The following is a 21,211-nucleotide window of genomic DNA, read 5'->3' on the forward strand; positions in this document are numbered from 1 at the left end:
ACTAAACCTCGTTCCGAACAAGTCTCAATCGAAGACACGCCGTTTTATCACTGCATGGTTCGCTGTGTGCGCCGTGCTTTTTTGTGTGGTGATGATTATGAAACCGGTGGGAATTTCGATCACCGCAAGCAGTGGTTGGTCTCCCGTCTTCGTTTTTTATCCTACGTTTATGCCATCGATATTTGTGCTTACGCGGTGATGAGCAATCATTACCATGTAATTTTGCATGTGGATAAAAGTCGTGCCGAAAACTGGAGTTTGGATGAGGTTGTTGAGCGTTGGTTGCAGTTGTACAAAGGCGATAAGTTAATTCAAAAATGGATCGCTTTTCGTGCTGAAATGTCGAAAGCGGAACTTAAAAAAGCCGAAGAAATTATCGAGCAATGGCGCGAGCGATTAACGTCAATTAGTTGGTTTATGCGCGGCGTGAATGAAACTATTGCGCGCATGGCTAACGAGGAAGACAATTGCAAAGGTCGATTTTGGGAGGGGCGCTTTAAATCTCAGGCATTGTTGGATGAGCAGGCATTGCTCACTTGTATGGCTTATGTCGATTTAAATCCAGTCCGTGCGGGTATTGCTGACGACTTAATTGATAGTGATTTTACCTCCATCCAGCAGCGTATTTTCGATTTCGTCACTGCTAAAAGTACAGCTGATAAAAATTCAAAACAGGAAAAAAATTCAGATACTCATGAGGAAAAAATCAATCTCAAATTAACAAAAAGCAATCAAAAACGAATCCAATCAAAAGTTAAAAAACAACAGAAAATAGAAAAATTACTTCAACTAGAATCCCTACCAAAATCTCATCTAAAACCACTTCATGGCAGTGTGCACACTGATATTGCCGAAGCAATTCCAATCACATTTGCTGATTATCTAGAGTTAGTCGAAATCACCGGGCGTTGCATTCGTGATGACAAACGTGGTTTTATCTCTGACATATCTGAAAAAGCTATTCACACTCTTGGGCTTAATCCAGAACAGTGGATTACACACGTTAAAAATTTCTCCTCTTTGTACGCTTCAAATGCTGGTTCAAAAGAAACCTTAAAGACTAAATCCGAAAAAGACAACAAATCTTGGTATAAAGGTATTGGTTTAGTATCTTAATATACAATGGGTCAAAAAATTACGATTATTCATACTAGTAATTTTTCTTACTATTGTCCGAGTAAATATTAGACTGATTATATTTTAAAAAATATCTCCTAAATATTCCGATTTTAATTAGGTTTTAAGTAAATAAAAATTAGGTATCTTGTAACGCTAATGAAATTAGTGTTGAAAGCTAAATTTTGGTCGAATATGGGAGTGTTATAGGTTTTTTTGGTGATTTTTTAAATCAATGTTTTGGGTTCTTCTAGATTACCTTAAATTTGTAGACATTCAACGGGTATAGATTTCGTTATGCATTTCGTGGCAGTACCTCTAACATCTATAAAACAATCCCCTCTCCGAGCATAAATAGTTATGAATCTCCTCTTAGATATCTTATAGTCAATTTTAAGTTTTAAGCTGTGTTGGTTAATAATTATTTAATTTGTTTGCATTGTTAAATGGCTTTTATGAGTGTGAAACTTTGCCTTTTTATTCCTCATTAGTATTCGTATTAAAAGTTTAGATAATGGTCTTTATGATTTTTAATATTCACAGTGTAAACAAATAGTAAATATTGATTTCATCTTGCTGTCTATTTTTATTGTTTGTGTGCTTAATTTTTTTTGGGTTTATTTTTGCTTTATAAGTTTGTTTTATTAATGAAAAAAAATGAGCATATTAATGCTAAAGTTTATACTATGAAAATAAGTTTTTTATTCGCTGAAATTAAGTCGATAGTTTATTGAAGAGAGATTTTGTAATTTGTATACTGCCGCGTCTTCGGCGTTTTAGCTTATTTATTGAAGGTGTATCAATAATGGCTTCAGGTTAACTCCAAGATAGATTTGGTTGTCACTTTATTTTGGAAGTATTTATACGATGAAGCAATGGTCTCTCGTTTGGTTATTATTCTTTGCAAACACGTTTTCTCATGCTGCAGTGGATGATCTTTTTATTATCGCGCTGTCCCCTCAAGATGGTCGTGCAGTTGTTCGCTTAACCGATAAGACAACGAAAATAATCGATGTTGGTGCTGTATTGTTCGATGCAACGGTTGTTCAGGTGTTGTCAGATAAAATTGTATTAAAAGATTTTAATGGCGAATTGATTTGGCTGTTTAAATCAGAAAATGATCAATTGTCTAGGGTTCAGCGTTTTCATCGCACATTACCGGAGTCTGAAGTAACCATTGGTTATCAAATTGCTCAGTAGTTCGTTTATTTGATGTAAGCTTTTAGTTGTTCTGTAACCAGTTTTTTAGTGAGTTTTCTGCTTATATTTTTTGGATTTTATTTCCTGTTTGTAAAAGTTAATAGTCTATTTTTATATATTTATTTACTCTTAGTTGAGCAAGTTTTTAATGTCTGTAAGGATTCGTTTTTTATAGATATTTAATGAGAGTGAATATCTTATAGTCTCACGTTGGTATTTGATCATGTGGGATCGTTCCGTTTGAAAATGTATTCGATTAGTCGCGTTTTTAAAAAGTGATGAATAGTTTTTTATTCATAGTCTTAAAGCGTCTTCTGTAAAAAAATTAAATGTAAAGTCTTTGGTTTTATGCAAAAAATATCTCGCCCGCAATTAGCTATTCAGGATTTTGGAGTAAAAGGAATGTTACGATCTCTAAAAACATTAATTGGTTTATCGTTGTTGGTGTTAACCACATCAATAAAAGCGGGCGAGCCCTTACCCATAACACCTTTTGATATTCCTCAGGGAGCTTACAGCGCAGAATTTATTCGAGATCGTGACCAAGTCACGGTTATGGAGTTTACCGGTAATTTAGATCGTAGTTTATCGGGCGGAGAGTTTAATGCGGCTGCTCGCGCGGTTATTGCTCAAGAGTTTTATGAACATCATTCTGATACGTATGATTTTCTAGTGGTTTTTAGTTCATTTGAGTACGATACCGGTGATGCTTTGGCTTTTCACGCTGGTGTGCGTAACGATATTCAAGGTTTAGGCATTCCTCTTTTTGATAACTCCGCTTTGTACGGTAGCGACGGCAGGCTGCAAAGTTATATCGATATGGCGGCACTCAGTCGTTACGAAATAAATCCCACTCAGCTTGCGTTTAACCGAGTTATTAATACTTTAAGCCATGAGCTGTTGCACCGTTGGGGTACACGCGTCAACTTCAGAAACGAAAATAATGAATCAGATGATTCGTTGTTAGGTAGGCAAAATGCACACTGGAGCTTCTTCTTAGATTCTGATGCTTCCGTGGAATACGGTAGTGACTGGCGCAATAATGGCGATGGTACCTATACCGCTGTAGCCACGGATTTTTTCTATAGCCCATTAGATTTATATCTAATGGGCTTTTACGGTTCAGACCAAGTGCCGCCGTTAACCTTGTTAAACAGCACAACTGAAGAGTTTAATCGTACAAATATTCCGGTGCGCGGCGTTACTATTGCGGCTACACCTCGTACGGTAACTATAGATCAAATAATTGCTGAGGAAGGTCCGAGGATTCCCAATGAGGTGGAGTCTCAAAAAGATTTCCGTTTTGCTTTTATTTATATAGTCGCGCCTAATGAAGAACCTGCCCAAGAAGTCTTTAATGGCTTGCGTGATATTCGTAGACATTTTGCAGAGCGATTCGCTATTACTACTGGTGGTAAAGGTATCGCTACAATTTTCCCTGAGCCAGAGCCGGTTGAATTAGGAGAGTTAGATTTAGTTGTATCAGATGAGGCATTTCGGGTTGATGGTATAAGCATCGATGACGGTATTGATTGGCTATTGACACAACGTGGCAGTAATCCTTTTTGGCAAGATAAAGAATCTACTCGTTTGCGTGATACTTTAGTAGTTACTGAGACGTTGCGAGAGTTGGTGTCGGGATATAGCTCTGATCCAGAGGTTTTGCGCTTTCTACGAGATCAATCCGTCAATAATACTGATAGCTTAGCTCGTTTATTATCAGTTTTATTAGATGAGACTTTCTCTGAGCAGTTATTAGAGAGACAAAATACCAATGGTGGCTGGGGTTTATTACCCGGCTACGATAGCAACGCGCTAGATACTGCTCTGGCATATACTTCGTTAGTTAATTCAAATCGTTCGTTTAATCAATCGGCAGCTGTTGATTTTTTGTTATCTCAACAAAATGATGATGGCGGCTGGCCTAGTGTTTCCGGTTCAAAAAGTACTGTGCGTGCGACTGTTGCAGTGTTGAACGCATTAGTAAATATCGATGACTCTTCAGCGGTGAATGCGGGCTTATCTTGGTTATCTCAACAAACCGATTCCAGTGGCGGTTTTGGTGATGCAGATGCCAGTGTTCATGAAACAGCACTTGTTATTCGAACATTTGCTCGATTACAGCAGCTTGAATCGATAAATTTTACTGCTGCTTTGACGTTTATTACCGAACGGCAACGTTTGGGCGGCCATTGGGAAGGTAGTGTTTATTCAACTGCTTTGGCTATTAGTGCTTTACAATCGGTTAATTTACCTAATTTGCGCGCATTAAATATTTCCGTCGATAACACGGATCCGGTTGATGGAGAGTTAGTCTCTATTACTACCATTGTAAACAATGATTCGTCGCAAAATGTAAGTAGCGTATTGGTACAATTCTTTGCCGATAATAATGGCAGCCGAATTTCGCTTAACGATCCAATTACCATTGCTGAATTACCTGCGTATTCTTCGGTGGCGGTAAATACTGTTTGGAACACCTTTGAAGCTGCTGGCAGTTATGAATTAATCGCAGTAATTGATGTTAACAACGCAGTGCTAGAGCGTAGTGAAAACGATAATCGTCAAACGCTTAATATTACAGTTTCACCTCCTGCAACTCAGGTAGAACTTGCAGTTTCTAATGCGGATTTTATTGTTACACCTAATAAGCCTAATCGGTTACCGGTGGATATAGCCATCAGTTCTACTGCCCGTAATCTTGGTTTAATTCCCGCCGCTGGTATTACTGCACAATTACTACGTAATGACGAATTAGTTGCTGAATCTCTGATTGACGTCCCTGCTCGCGGCTCAGTCGCGTTGAACTTTGTTGATCAATTGGCAAGCCCAGGTATTCACGAGTATCGAATTATTCTAGACGCAAGTGATTCTGTTGCAGAAGAAGATGAGACCAACAATACGGCGTTGCAAACAGTTGTTACTCAACCGGGCATTGACTTGGAAATTACACAGAGTGCGATTGTATCTCCCGATACTTCGATTTTGTTTAATGATGTTAATTTCATCGTTACTATTTATAACCGATCTACCATTGATGCAGTGGATGCTGAGGTTGTTTTTAATGTAATTAACGTTGAAGGTACTACTCGGCTTGAAACACAAACTATTAACGTTCCTGCAGGTCAATCGGTCACCAGAGAAGTTCTTTGGCGTGCCAATGTCAGTGGTGAAACTAATTTCCAAGTCATTTTAGATCCAAGTAATCTAATTGCCGAATTGGATGAAAGTAATAACGATGTTGTAAAATCTATATTAGTTAATGTACAAACTGGAGCTAACGCTAGTGTTAACTTCCGTACAATCGATTTTAATCCCGAACCGGCCCTGCAAGGGTTAGACACGGTTGTCACAGCTCAAGTCAGTAACTCAGGCACTGAGATTCTTTCTGGTCTTGAGGTTTCACTTTTCGATAATAATCCGAATAATGGTGGTCGTGTTTTAGATACGATTATTCTTCCAGACATTGATGTTGGTGAAGAATCCTTAGTAACTCTTGTTTGGGAGGCGACGCCAGAGCTTGGCTCAACAACCCTTTATGTTGTTGCAGATCCTAGTAATGCTGTGGTTGAAATTAACGAAGACGACAACATAGCTTTCGATAGTCTCACCATTTTAAGTCTTCCCGATATCGAAGTTTCTTCAGGGTCTTTAGTGTTAGCTCCTGTATTACCTGTTCCCAACGAACCAGCCACATTAACGATTACTGCGACCAATATAGGAAATCAATCCGCAGAAAATATTCCTGTTTCTGTTTTTATTGATGGTATTGCCCTTATTGGTGATTTTGCATTTAATCGAATTGAAGGTAATGGTGACGCGTCTATTCAAGTACCGATTAGTTTTAACAGTGAAGGTGAGCACAGAATCTCCGTCACGATTGACCCTAATAACACAATTCCAGAATTGCAAGTTACCAATAACCAAGCTGAGCGGACCATAAACATTCAAAATGGTAATTTTTATGTTTCTGAGCGTTACATCTCTCCTGATGGCAACGGCGAAAAAGATTTTAGTGAATTTAACTTCACTCTAGATCAATCCGAGTTTTTTGAGATTGTTATTCTTGATGAAAATAACGATCTTGTTGCCTCTCTTAATAATAACTTTCCGAGTAATACGGCGGGAAGTGCTGTATGGACTGGTCGTCGTACTAACGGTGCGGTAGTAGCTGACGGTGATTATTGGTTTACTGTAAGAAATAAAGCTACTGGTGCTGCATTAGGGTCGGCAAAAGTGGTTGTAGATACCAACAGAAGTCCTCTGTTTGAAGCGATTGACTCTGAGTTTGGCGTTACCCGTAATTTGAGTTGTGCTGTTGGTGAAATTTTGGATTTTCAGGCAAATAATAGTATAAATTCGAGAGGTGTTCCTGCCGGTGGTTTACCGGGGCCAATATATGATTCAAATGACGAGTTTATTTATTTCGCGACTTTTTTCGAAGGTGTAAATGATCCACAATCAGGAAATTTATTGCTAACCGATGACCGCACGCGTTTTCGATCTGGTTTATACCGTGCGTTTAACGATGGCAGCAATGTTACTCAATTAGTTCCAGATGATTTTTCCTTACAAGTGCAGGGAAATACCTTCGAGTTCAAAGCAGGTCGGATTAACAATATTATCGTATCGCCGGACGGTCGACAGGTTGCTGTTTCCACTCGAGGTCAATTTTCTTCGTCCGCTGAAAATATTTGGTTATTGAATTCGGATGGTAGTAATCGACGATTGGTATTTAATCAATCAGATTTCTTAAGCCAAGTTGGATCAATTAGCGGACGTATTATAAGTACTACGTTTGCACGTTCAGGTACTTCGTTACTTTTAACAAATTATGATCAAAGCAATTCTAAACTGGATTTATACGAAGTTAATTATTCGCAACAACTTGGTGATCAGTTTCCTAGTGTTTTATTAATAAATACGATTGATTTAAATTTATACTCAGATATTGGTTTAGAGTTATCACCAACGGTTGTTTTTAACAATGATGGTACTAAAGCATTAATAAAATTTGAAACTACTGGCTTTACTGAGGAAGAATTTAACCGATTTGCTTATGTGAATTTGTTACTTGAGAGAGAAAATAATCATCTTTTTTGGTTAGATTTAAATACTTCTAATTTGGAATATCTTACTCCTAGAGGTTCGGTTTTTGAATGGTCACCCGATGGAAGAAGGTTTGCTTTTGGTAATGGTATTAATCGTACAGTAGAAGTACGCGGTGAGAACAATCGAGCTATTCAAAAATTTTCATTTTCTAGACAATTCCCTGAATCTTTGTCTATAGAGTTGTTGGAGAATACAGGTTTAAATCCGTCACGATATCCATCTACCGACATGTTGTATGGCCGATTTGCAGCGCTTAGTTGGTCACCGGATGGAATTGAATTGGGTGTCCTGATCGAAGATTACTTAGATGTACATTTGCGGTATTGCTATCTATGCGCCACCCAAGATTTTCCTACTCAATTAGTCGAAAATTATAATCGACTTCAGGGTGTTTATACCCTTAATACTCGAGATTCTAGTCTGAAAAAAATAGCTGAGGTAGCACCATTGCCACCTGCTTCATTTGATGGTGAATTAATCTCTGATGGCGATGATCTTTCTAATTCTGGAAGTCTTTTAGGATTTGAAAGAAGTCGTAATTATTTCGACCAACTGGAAAATTTCCCAATTTTTAATTCTGATATAATTAGGAATAATGGTCTTCCGCTTATTACGTGGGTACAGAGTCGAGGTTGGATATATCGAAATGCAACCTCTGGGTTTTTTAATTCAGAGTTTTCAGGATTTGTTGATTTTGGTTTTTCGGTCGATGGAAATTTCCAATGGTTACCAGGATCTCGATCAATATTAATTACTGCTGGTCCTGAAAATAATTTCGATAGCCAATTATTTCGATTTCCAATCTTCAGTGATTTTGGACTGTTTGGGTCTGAATTATCCTTGATAAATGTAGATGACCCTAGTGTGAATCAAGATAATCTCACTTCTAGGTTTCCGGTTGGTGGTTATACAAATGCAATTCGCAGCTCGAATACGGGTCGGTTTTTAACCTATTTCAATACTAGGAGTACTCGCCAGTGCTCGGTAACGATAGGTAATTATGAGCAATTTCAATCTTTGTTGAATTTATCGGTTGATTTGCGTGCACGCGTATCTCGAACTCAAGGTGGTATAATCATTGACGGTACCGCTGTAGATAAAAATTTCGATAGTTGGATATTGGAATATGCATCCAGCCAGACACCTAATGATTGGATCTTAATTTCTCCGGCGTCTAATGAACTGGTAATCGACGAACAATTGACAACTTGGGTACCACCTTCTAGAGGCAGTTTTTTTATTCGTCTAACTGCAACTGATAAAGCGGGAAACTCACGCTCTGATATCACTCAAGTGAGTTATTCTGAAGATACAAGTATTACAAATGTTTTTAGACAACCAGCTTATATCTCACCTAATGGTGATGGAATTCAAGATAACTTGGAGGTGCACTTTCGTGTACTTCAGCCTGTAAATATTTCCATTCAGATTCAGGATGAAAGTGGTGAAGTAGTCAGGACTATATCTCAAAGTTATGATGAGGTTGGTATAGAGACCCAACTGAGCTGGGATGGACGAAATAATTCTGGAGCACTATTGCCGGACGGTATTTATCGGGTTCTAATTCAGAACTTCGAGTTTTTTGTAACCCTAGATCGAACTAATCCTTTATTAACCGAATTAAACAATCAATTTTCTTGGGGTGTTCGATCGATTGTTGAAGCTCCTTATACAAATCGATGTTTCACGCCGTTAACTAGCAACGGCGAGCTATGCGCTACCTATATCAGTGAGATGGTTGGGTACGTTTTATCAGATGCTAATTTAAGTCAACAAATTGTCGAAGTATCTGAGCCTGGCAGAGCTAATTGGCAGGTTACGGACTTGATTCCTGTTCTGCTAGCGGAAGAATCTACTACTGACTTCTTAATTCCGGTTTCCTATGAGTTATTAGCACTAAATGATTACCGTATAGTCGCTCGTGATAGATCGGGTAATGAATCTGTATTGATTGTTGGAAAAGAAAATCAGAATAAAGTTGAAGCTGTGCGAGCTGTTACTATTGGAGCTGGTGAGCAGATTGTATTGCGATCGCGTGATGCATTAGCATATTCGTCAAAAACTTTTGATTTAGATCGAACTATTATTTCGGGTGATAATAATACTGTTGTAGTAGAAATATCTGAGTCCATACAAAAAGACATTAGGTCTATTGAATTATTATTTGCTCCAATTATCAACGATCTTGAGCCTTTACCTGAGTCGTTCCTTCCGATATTTATCGATTCGCTTGCCCCTCTTAATGTAAATATTGCTCCTGATAGCTTGCGTGCTGATCAATTTATTCCAACATCTTCTCTATTATCGCCAGTGAGTTTATTTGATTACAATTTAATTGACTCAAATTTTGTCGCCATATTTGACCGATCAGCTAACGGTTTGAATCCTGAAGTTGGATATTATATTCGCGCAAGAATAACCGATTCTTCAGATACTCATTATTTGTCAAAATCGTTTATTTTACCTCCAGGACAATTTTCCTACGGACTTCTTGATGGTGTACTGGTCGACCGTTCAGAACCTACCCCAAGGAAAACAATCCGTAGTTTTATTACAAATACAGATTTGGAATTTGTTCAGCAGGTTTCGCTATTTGCTCAATCTTCAGCTGACGCTAGATTCTCACAACGTCGACGACTAGATTCTTATCTGGTAGACGGTTCAGTTAGCTTTATCCGATCTACAAATGGATTATCGGTTAGCCCTTCATTATCTGTAGAACAGGTTCGGGTTTTCCCATTTGATGTTTCTTTGTTGGATTCTTGTAGTAGTTACGATATTACAGTCGAATTCCAACTATCGGATGGTCGCGTATTAACTGACTCAGATACAGTTGTAAGTGATTGTGGTGAAATAGATTTCTCTGTTATACCTCCGATACCGGAAAGTTGCGAAATTTCGGCTGAGCCAGAGTTGACAGTGATTTCTATTATCAGTCTTCCAGAGGGTGTTAATGCTGTAGAAGACGAATTAGATTATTCTGTATTAACTTTTTCAATGGTAGATGAAAATGGTAATGAAGAGATATTTGCAAACGTAAATGCTCCTAGATTAAATACATCTTACTCAAGTGTTTTTAATGCAAGGAACTTAGTTGATGGCATTTACGAATTTCGTACTACTTTGTTTGATAGCAGTGGTGAGATACTTTCTTTAGAGTCGCAAACAATTCCTTACGAAACATCACCGCCGTCTGTAGAAATATTATCACCGCTTAATAATCAAAAGATATGTGCAAATAGTTTTATTGCCGGTGATGCTTCGAGCTTATTAAATGCTGTTGAAATAACGGCTGAAATCTCAGGGAGAGATTCTTTATTCTACCGTTTACAACAAAGAGACAGTGCTAGTCCAGAAAATACAGATGAGTCTATATATTGCAATAGTGAGGCGAACGCATCCATTCTAGAGAATTTTGTATGTATTAATAGTACTGCCGAGAAGGACTCGGATTTAGAGATAGAATTGTTTCGTCAAAATCAAATTTCTTCCTTAACATTATTTTCAAATCAGCAAGATTTCTTTGTTGACAATATACGCTCTAATTTATTCACTGGTGTTCATGAATTTGCCGGTACAGCTGGATTTGCGACTTATGCTAATAGCCAGAGAAGTACCGTCACGTTATCCGCATATAATTGGAGTGGTAAAAATTCTTGTGCCGTAGTGGAGTTTGAGATTGATGCTGAGGTAGAAGGTTTTGAGGTTGTTCAAGTTGCCATCGATGGATCAATTAGTCGGTTTTTTTCACCAAATCAAGATGGTATCCAAGATCAGATTGCTGCAACAATCCGGACTGAGGAGTTTATTTCTGTCGATGTTGAGTTATTCCAAGGGATAATTGATCCAGATACGAACTCATTAATAAAGGGATTGTCATCGGGGTTGATTACAACAAATTTGGAGTTAGACGCTGGAAATCACAACTTTACCTGGAACGGTCAGTTACAAAGCGGTCAAATACCTGCAGATGGTACTTATATTCTTGAATTTAAAGCACAAGACAGCTGTGGGTTGTTTTCGATCCAGCAGTTAATATTGACTATTGATAATTCTGCACCAAATGTCGAATTAGTTTATCCAAGAAATTCCGATTTATTAGGATTAAATGTTGAGGTATCAGGTTCTGTACATGATGTTAATATAGTTCGATATGAAGTCTTTGTTACTGAGGTTAGTTCAGGAAATAGAAGTTTGGTTGATGTTGGTAGACGTAATTTTACCATTGATGATATAGCAGCGGGTCGTTATCTAGCGAGTTGGAATACGTTTGGTTTATCTGGTAATTTTACTCTAGAAATTGAAGCGACAGATTTGGCTGGTAATAAAACAACGGTATCCGAGTTGCTCGACCTAGCTTTAGTTACCGACTTAATATCAGAATTTAGCGTCACTGAACCCTATACTTCACCTAACGATGATGGCTTGTTGGATGCGGCCGTTATTCGTACACGATTTGAGGCCCCGTCGATTGCAAGTTTCTCTGTGTTGAATTCAGCAGGGAATTTAGTGAGGACAATTAGCTCTGATGTTAATTACGAAGCTACTTTCGCGTCTCTTACATGGGATGGTAGAAGTGATTCTGGTGATCTATTACCTAATGGTCCTTACACTCTTGTTGTAGATGCACGTTCTATTGTGTCTTCTGGTTTAACTCAGCAAGAACAAACTACAATTGTATTAGATGTAACAGCACCTGCCATTGTGCTTGATAATTTTACTGATGAGCGTATTGAATTATCGGGTAGTAATATTATTAGCGGTAGTATTTTTGATGCGCTGTTCGATAATTATTCTGTGAGATTAATAAGTACACCCAATGGTAATGTTAATAACGAGCTTGTGTCTTCTCAAGTCGTGCCAGCAGGACAAATACTAGTTATTGATTCTGCAACATTTGATGTCGAGGGTTTTTATAGAATAGAGATTAGTGCTACAGATTTTGCTCAAAACAGACAAACAATCTCGGCTTCATTATTAATTGACAACACAGCGCCAAAAATTGTCCTTGCTGAGCCTAGAACCAATTTAGTAATAAGTTCTGAGCAGGAAGTATTGAATATTCACGGGCAAATAGTCGATGAATTTTTCAATACTTATTCCGTAGAACTTATCGAAAATATAGAAGGAGCTTTACCCATAACTATTATCGATGACCAGAGCTCGGTTCCAAGTGATCTTTTGGCAAGTATAGATTTATCTACTCTAGCTGAAGCAGAGTATATTGTATCTGTAATTGCTAGAGATCTGTCTGGATTAACCACTCGTGCGAACATCCAGTTCTCTATTGATAATACTCTTCCAACTGTATCTATTGACTCGATTGGCAATAATGGTTTCTTAATGGCGTCTGATGTAATTAATGGAACAATAGTTGACGAAAATTTACGTAATTATCAAGTCGCTATCTCTTCTGGCGTAACCACTTCTGATAATGGCCAATTTGAAGAAATCTTTGTTAGTAATAATCAAATAATTGATGGTCAGGTATTTAACTTCAGCCAATTACCTGAAGATGGTCAATATACGTTGAGTTTTACTGCTGCTGATTTAGCAAATAATATCCAGAGTGAATTTACATCTATCATTATCGATACTACACCTCCTAAAGCTCCTGTCTTAGGTGATATTGTATTCAATAATAATTTAACGGCTGTGTTGAGCTGGTCTGCAGTAGAGGTTAGTGACTTAGCTGGGTATCGAGTTTTTAGAAATGGTCAATTAATTTCTCAGGACTTACTGACAGAGACACACTATGAGGACGTTAATCTTTCTGAAGGAGATTATCACTATGTTGTTTTAGCCGTCGATAATGCAAATTTAGAAAGTTTAGATTCTAATGAGAGAAATCTCCGTGTTGATTTAACCGGGCCGGAAGTAGTTATTACAAGCCCATTATTAAATCAGAAAGTTAGCGGTTTAGTGGATATTAATGGAACAGCGTATAGTGAAACAGATTTCGCTCGTTATTCGGTGTTTGTTGGTGTTGATGAAAATTCAATGCAATTGATTACCGAGTCAACCTTGCCGCAGCGCGGATTTAATCTAGCGCAGTGGAATTCTCTATTAGTTAATAGTAATCAACAATATATTTTAAGATTACAAGCCGAAGATCAACAAGGAAACATAAGCACTACGGAAATTAATATAGAAGTTGATAACGACCCTCCACAGCCAGTTACTAATGTACAGGCAACGATTATCGACGGTGATATTAATATTACATGGGATTTTTTAGGTGAACTGAACGGCATCGAGGGTTTTCTTCTATATAGGAATGGCCAGCTTTTAAATGCTCCCGAAACTGTTGTTGGAGATTTATCCCCTTATGTTATTTCCGAGACATCTTATACAGATGCTGGATTAGTTGATGATGAGTATTTCTATTCGGTTTTTGTCTTAGATGAGACCGGCAATATTAGTTTGCCATCCGATGAAGCTCGTGTAGTTTTAAATAACAATCTACCTCATGCGACGATTGTCAATGTAGAGGACGGTCAACGGTTTGAGAATAGTTTATATCTTATTGCTGATTCTGAGGATAATGATCTAGCGTCGGTCGAATTTTCTTATCGAGTAGATGCGACTCAGCCTTGGCAGCTAATTTCTGTTGATGCATTGGCCCCATTTGAAACTGAGTGGGATAGCTCCAGTTTACCGTTTGCTAATTATCAAATTAGAGCCCTGGCGATTGATAATTTTGCTGGTATCGATCCATCACCTGAAATTTTAAATGTTATTCAATCAGACATAACACCGCCTTCGGAGATCAATACGTTAAACGTTTCAGTGATAGGCTCTGAGGCATCATTAACTTGGACGAATACTAATGTTGAATCGGATTTTGCGTCATATTCCGTTTATGTCGAAAATTTATCCGAAGCAAATCCACAAAGGTTGTTACTTTCTTCCAATGTTACCGAAACTCGTTTCACTCATATAAATCACGATTTAGGTGAGATGCGATATAGCGTTGGTGTTATCGATCTAGAGGGAAATGAGTCGATATTAACTCCTGTTAAGACTGAACTATTTACGCCAGAGTTTACCTATCTTCTTAGTCCACGACCAAGTAATGTTCTTAGATTAAGTGGCAATACTATTGCTAATGCAGAGATTTTTTTATTGTCTTCAACTGATTCAAACGAACAGATTATTACTTCTCTTGGATTCTCAGATGTAAATGGAGATTATTCTGTTGAAGGGCAATATCTTTTACCTGGTGAAAATAATCTTGTTATTTATGTAAGACATCCAATCTATGGATCGATTAGCAATATCTCTGAACAGGTTATTACTTACATTCCGCCACCGTCAAAAGTAGATGGCCTTTTGGCAACTTATAACGATCAAGATTTCTCTGTTAATTTACAATGGCAGGAAAATACGGATTCCGATTTTTATGCTTATTCTGTGATTCGAGATGGAGTACCAATTCATCAAAACTCTTCTATTGAGTACTCTGATATTAGTGCGAATAATTCTTCATCTAGATTCCCGGTGGGAAATATAGTAAGACCAGGACAAGTTTGGGTCTCGAATGCTGCTACTACATTGGTTACCTTAGCGTTTGGTCGTACTGCAGCTTTAACCTCCATTGTGGTTTCTGGTAGCGTGCCAAATATTGAAGTAATGTCTACCGCTAATGGTGTTTTAATTCCAGTTACAAGAGTTGGCTCAACATTAACGTTAGATACTCGTTATATTACCGATGCAATTACCTTAAGATTTACGGGTTCTTCAAGCTATCGAATTAGTTCTATTGAAACTTTCGAGATACCCTTAATTCAGGATACGCATTTTACTGATTTTCCTGAAGAAACTAATATTATTCACAATTATCAAGTTTCGGCGTTCAATTTAGCTGTCGGAGAAGGTCCGTTGTCTGATCCTATCTCCGTTGTTGTGGGAGATGTTGTAGCCCCAGAACCAGTAGTTCTATCTGCGAGCCTGCTTGGGCCTGTTACTGAATTATCTTGGGAAACTAGTGTTTCTTCCGATGCCAGTGACTACCGCATATATCGTAACAATGAATTAATTGCTACGGTAACAAGTGTTGATTATGTTGATGGACCGTTGATTAATGGCACGTATTCATATTTTATTCGAACTGTAGATGTAGCAGGTAATATCAGTGAGCCATCGAACTCAGTGACTCTGACTGTTGCTGAACCCTTAATTTCGCCACCTGTTGAATTATCCGCAACGGCAGATGTAGTTAATATTAGTGTGAGTTTAGATTGGTTGGCCGCCCCCGGATCAAATCCAGTATCTTATCAAATCTATAGACGATCGGGCTCCGAAAGTGAATTCTCGATTCTTGGAAATACGTCAGGTCTGAATTTTATTGATAACACTATTATTGCGGGAGTAAATTATCATTATGTTGTGCGGGCTATCGATAACATTGGAAATTTGAGCATAGAATCCAATTCTGTTCAAATTACGGTGAACGATGATATAGCACCCATGAAACCGATAATTTATTTACCAACTACTTCAGATGTTCCTTTAGATGTAGATTTCAACTCTATTTTTGTCGCTGGTGAAGCTGAATTAGGTACAGAGGTATTTTTAGCCGCAAATGGAAACATTATCTCGGAGGGAGTGAAATTACCTATTCAAAACGCGGAGGCGGTTTCAACAAATGGGACATTAATTAGTACTTCCATCTCGAAAAACGGTCGTGCAGCAGTTGTTTATAGCAGTAATGACTCTGGTATCTTACGAAACCATGCATATTCACAGCAGGTTGATAGTTGGTCACAAGAAAGTGCTGTAAGTAACCTTGCGACTCCAACGTTTTGGCGTGGTGATCAATTAATTCTCGTAGATGCCGGATTTATCTTCTCAAGAATTTTACTCACTAACAGTACTTTTGATGATAATACAACTACTCAATTGAGCTCAGAGTGGGAACATCAGATTTTTTTCCGGACTGAGCCCTTGGCATATTTTGAAGATACCGATGAGCTTTTAGCTTATGCGGATATACCGCAATTAGGCGGCTATGATTTATATGCAATAAATATCGAGAGCGGTGAAGCTAGAGTATTTAACTATTTCAACTGGCGATTTATTAGTCGTGATGGTCGCTTCTTTATAGATACGTTTAACGTAAATGACGATGTTCAAATTACTATTTGGGATAGATTTTCAGAGGTGGCTCAGATATATACGGTCAGCTCTCTATGCTGTATAGATGAAATTGAGGCGGACAGTTTTAGTCGCGACGGGACTAGGATTTTGTATTCAAAACAAAATTCAGAAGGTACATTTGATCTTGTTATGTACGATCTTTTGACTCAAGAGCTTTCGGTTTTAGATTCTGGTTTTATCAATCGTCCAACTGATTTAACGTGGTCATTTTCCGAGCAAGGTTTTTATTTTATTGATCGTGATGCACAAGCGACATTGAAATACCACCGTTTTAGTGAAGGTGATCAAATTACTTTATTCACGGCCTCGATTGACGAGAGCAATGAATTATCGATTAGTGGCGCTGGTTTAAATAGAATCGTACTTTCAAGTGGTTTTGATAATTTTTATTATATCGATTTGGCCGGTGTTTTCTCTTTTGATAATGTGCCATTAGAATTGGGTTCTAACTCCCTTACTGTCTTGTCTGTGGATGGGAGTCAAAACGTAAGTGAGCCGGCAGACAATATTATTCTGAATAGAATCGATAATATTGCCGACTTAAGTATATCGGTAGATATTCTTCAAAATGCAATTACTGTTGGTGTAGAAGGTACTACTGAAATTTCTGTGCAAAATAGAGGAACTATCATTTCTGATCCAACGGATCTTGTCGTCATAGCTATTTTGCCAACGGGAGAGGAAGTGGAATTATTGATCGAACAAATACCTTCTTTAGCTCCTAATGAAGTGAAAGCTTACACAGTAAAAATTAATACTACTACCGTTACTGGTGAATACAGCATTGTGGCATCGGTTAATAATTCGAATAGAGCTAATGAAATAAATTACTCTAATAATATTGTTAGTAATGTTTTAACTGTTCTCGATCAGCTGCTGCCATATGGTGATCTTCTAATAAACCCTTCGGCTCAAGGAGGTGTTAACTTTGTTGCAAATGAGACCTTAATTGGTACATTTAGAGTTATTAATCCTGGTTCGCAGATTGGTGGTCGTTATAGCATTAGAGTTGAAGATCTAAATGATTTTGTGGTCGAAATTCTGCAAGAAGGTCAATTAAGTCAAAATGCTTCAGATATTAATTTTAATTGGTCTACGGCATCTTATTTTGCAGATTCTTATAAAATTGTAGCTGAGCTTTATGATATTTCAGACGAGCTAGTGAATTCTCAAAATTTCGAATTTTTTATTATTCCTACTTTAAATTTAATTTCGGGTGTGACTTCTGATCGTGCAACCTATTCTGCTTACGATTCGGTTAATTTGAGAGGTACCGTTGTAAGCCAGAACAGCAATACATTGTTTAATCGCGGTCGTGTGGAGTTTATTGTTCGTAACTCGTCTAATCTTGTTGTTTTTGAATCTAGTTCTGAAGTTGGTCAATTATTGCCGGGTACTAGTCTGAGTGTAGTAGAAGTTTGGAATACACAGGCGCAAGCTCCGGGGGATTATTTGGTCACGTTGAATGTTATAGATAGTAATAATAATATTCGTTCAACAAGTACTAATTTATTTAATATTCGAGCCGGTGAACCTAATTTGAGTGGTAACCTTTCGATATCTGAGTCAATTCTATCTAAGGGGCGGCTGGTTGAATCTACATATAGTCTTACCAATTTATCAAACAGAACTTTAGTTGATGTTTCTTTAACAGCGGCGTTGATTGATCCAGAAACGAATATTGTTCTGAATAACTACACGACGAATATAGATTTGTTATTAGGTGAAACACTTAACTTCACAAGTTCATTTGAAACCAATCTGCTAGAGTTGGGAACCTATCAAATTCGTTTGTTTGCAAGCGTTACTGAACAGAACCAAGACTTTGATTTTGAATTGGCGATTGAACCTTTTGTTTTGCAAGACTCCACAGCTCCTGAAATAGAAATACTCAATCCGCTGGATGGAGATATTATTAATTCATTAACTAGTTTTGCATTAATTGAAGCAATTGACGAAGATTCATTAATTAACTTAGTTGAATACAGTATTAATGGTGAAAACTGGTTCCCTGTGAATAGAAACGATACTAATAATAGTTCTTACAGACTGTTACTTGATGAATTAATCGATGGTACTCAACATTTATTCCTTCGTGCTACAGATGACGCCGGTAATAGAAGTAATATTGTAAGTCGTGAATTTACAGTTGATAACACAGCTCCCGAAATTGTTGTTGAGGGAGTTGTTAACGGTCGATTCTACAATGAGTTCATTACACCTACATTCACAGCTATAGATCCTCATTTTGTGTCATTAGTGATTACGTTAGATGATGAACCGTATATTGAAAATACATCTGTCTCGTTGGAAGGAGAGCATATTTTCAATCTGATTGCCATTGATACGGTTGGCAATATTAATCAAACAGTTATTGTATTTGGTATAGATACAACACCACCTTCGATTATCGTTAATGGTATTGATGATAATGGTGTCTACAATACGCCGGTTACGCCATTAATTGAAACTGATGAAGAAACCCCTTTATCGTTTATATCTCAGTTAAATGGAGAAACGTATCAGCTCGGAACAACTATCGGTAACGAGGGTGATTATCAATTATTAGTTAATGTGGTTGATGGTGTGGGGAACGAATCTGAAATAATAATCGGATTTCGAATTGATTTAACTGCCCCAGATGTGCCTAGTATTACTAGCCATGTTAATAATCAAAGTGTTGATCAGGAAATGGTTAACATTTCTGGTACTGCTGAAGTAAATAGCCAAGTATCGCTAGTTAATCAGAATAGTAATGAAGCATTGATAGTAATTTCTGACTCTTCTGGTAACTTTACGTTCAGCGGAGTTCCACTAAATGTAGGTAATAATTCATTTGAGATAACCTCAATTGATCGTGCAGGTAATCGTAGTCCAAGCATACAACTGACTTTAAATAGATCAGTTGCAACGACTGCTGATATTGTTGCAACACAGAATTACGTTGGTAATAGTGTGCTCGTGTTGCTACCACCTAAAAATTTGATTAATCATCCAGATTGTGATCTCTGGATACATCGAAATCATCCGATTGGATACGCACATGCACATGAAGACACAGAGGCTTTATTTGAATTGCTTGTAGAAACTTTTGAGGAGAGCAACATTCGTTATAAAGTTGTACGTAACGAAAACGACTTTATCGAAGCCTTGAGATCACAACGATACAACTCTGTATTACTTGCACATCTTCATGAAAGTTATAACTTACCTCTAGTGATTAAGGGTGATACGTTGCTTGAGTTAAGAGCATCAATTGCTGCAGGAACTGGAGCAATCGTTATAACTAATACACACAATAGTTTTGGGGTATGGAGAGACGTATTAGGTGCGAAGCTGAATCGAATTTTAATTGATCCGAAAAGTGTCACTTTACAAGATAGCGTTGCTACGGAAGTAGGTACTTGGGATTTTTCTGATCGGAGAGCTGTTGAACTAGATGGATTTGGTGGCTTATCCGTGGGGAGTATTGAACACCAATGTCATAGGCTTACTAGTCGCCGTTGTGAAGATTCAGCGTTGGTTATTAATAGATATGGTAAAGGTGATGTTGCAGTTCTTGGCTTTAATCCAGCAGGTATTAATGATGCTGAAGCGGGTAAAGTCATTGCTAATAACCTAATCGAATTCGTAAGACCTGATCAACCAATTATTTTGCCTGGCGGCTTGATTGAGCTGAATTGGATTGTTGAAGGACTTCAACCTCCAGTTAATATTTATTTCGAGCAAACACTTGAACCGGGTCTCATTTACGACACTGTCATTGATGGCAATTTGATTTCTGATCGAGCAGCAATTTGGAATACGACTTTATCTGAAGCGAGTAACCTCGAATTTAATGCGTTAATTAATCTTCCAGATGAACCCGGCAATTTCGAAGTTAATTCTGATTTAATTATAAATGGTTCACTAACGACCTCTAATATCTTCATAATCGAGTCTCCGTTAGCAGTTGAAGATATAGAGTTAGGACTTGAGTCTAATTTAGAAAACGCTCTACAGAATGCTGTTTGGAATAAAAAAGGTTTATATAAATTGGCATTAAATTATGTTCAGCAAGCGATAGTAATAGATAAATCCAATCGCAAGAATATAGATAAGGCAATTAATGATCTCTTGTTGGCGACTTTTAAGTTGAAGCTGTTAGAGGAAGATCAACTTATATCCGAAATTGGGCAATTACTGAAAATTTATCAACGACAATGGTATGAGCTTCCAGAGTATCAAAACTACGGTAAGTACAAGCATTAATTGAATTACTTTAGTTAACATATTTTGGAATATTAAATGTATGGGAAACTTTGATTAGCCTAGAGCTTCCAGCTACACAAGGATGTGCTGTCAATTCCAGAATGGTAAGTGATTGAAATTATGAAAGAATTGGAAGTCGTATTTTTAATTTCTACCCGCTGATTAAATGATGGATGAGTTAATCAGAAGCTCCTATATAAATCAGGATTTTAGCTTCAGTCTCAGCGGCGAAAATTCGATGAGCCTGAGAACTGTTCTCCATTTAAACGTTTAGTTAAATTTTTTTGAGAATCTTTTCTAAACACGACATTAACGATTATTTTAGTCCCGGATAGATTAGCTGAAAGAACTCTACCTTGCCAAATCTAGCTTT

3 protein-coding genes are annotated in these 21,211 nt (G+C 37.6%); all 3 read left to right on the forward strand.

All coding sequences use genetic code 11. The features are described 5' to 3' along the window. The first annotated feature begins 81 nt into the window (after positions 1–81). Complete coding sequence (locus tag ACYQ28_RS16070; protein ID WP_460051821.1) at positions 82–1,116, forward strand: transposase; 1,035 nt, start codon at positions 82–84, stop codon at positions 1,114–1,116. A gap of 867 nt (positions 1,117–1,983) precedes the next feature. Next, a complete protein-coding gene (locus tag ACYQ28_RS16075; protein WP_460051735.1) occupies positions 1,984–2,316 on the forward strand; it encodes a hypothetical protein in 333 nt (110 codons plus the stop codon). 348 nt (positions 2,317–2,664) lie between these two features. Next, positions 2,665–20,838, forward strand: coding sequence for a CARDB domain-containing protein (locus tag ACYQ28_RS16080; protein WP_460051736.1), 18,174 nt, complete (start codon positions 2,665–2,667; stop codon positions 20,836–20,838). Positions 20,839–21,211: the final 373 nt, after the last annotated feature.

The sequence above is a fragment of the Sessilibacter sp. MAH1 genome (genome assembly GCF_054658315.1).

Coding starts and splice junctions, on each gene's coding strand:
- ACYQ28_RS16080 (WP_460051736.1), top strand. CDS start 2,665: ATGCAAAAAATATCTCGCCCGCAATTAGCTATTCAGGATTTTGGAGTA.
- ACYQ28_RS16075 (WP_460051735.1), top strand. CDS start 1,984: ATGAAGCAATGGTCTCTCGTTTGGTTATTATTCTTTGCAAACACGTTT.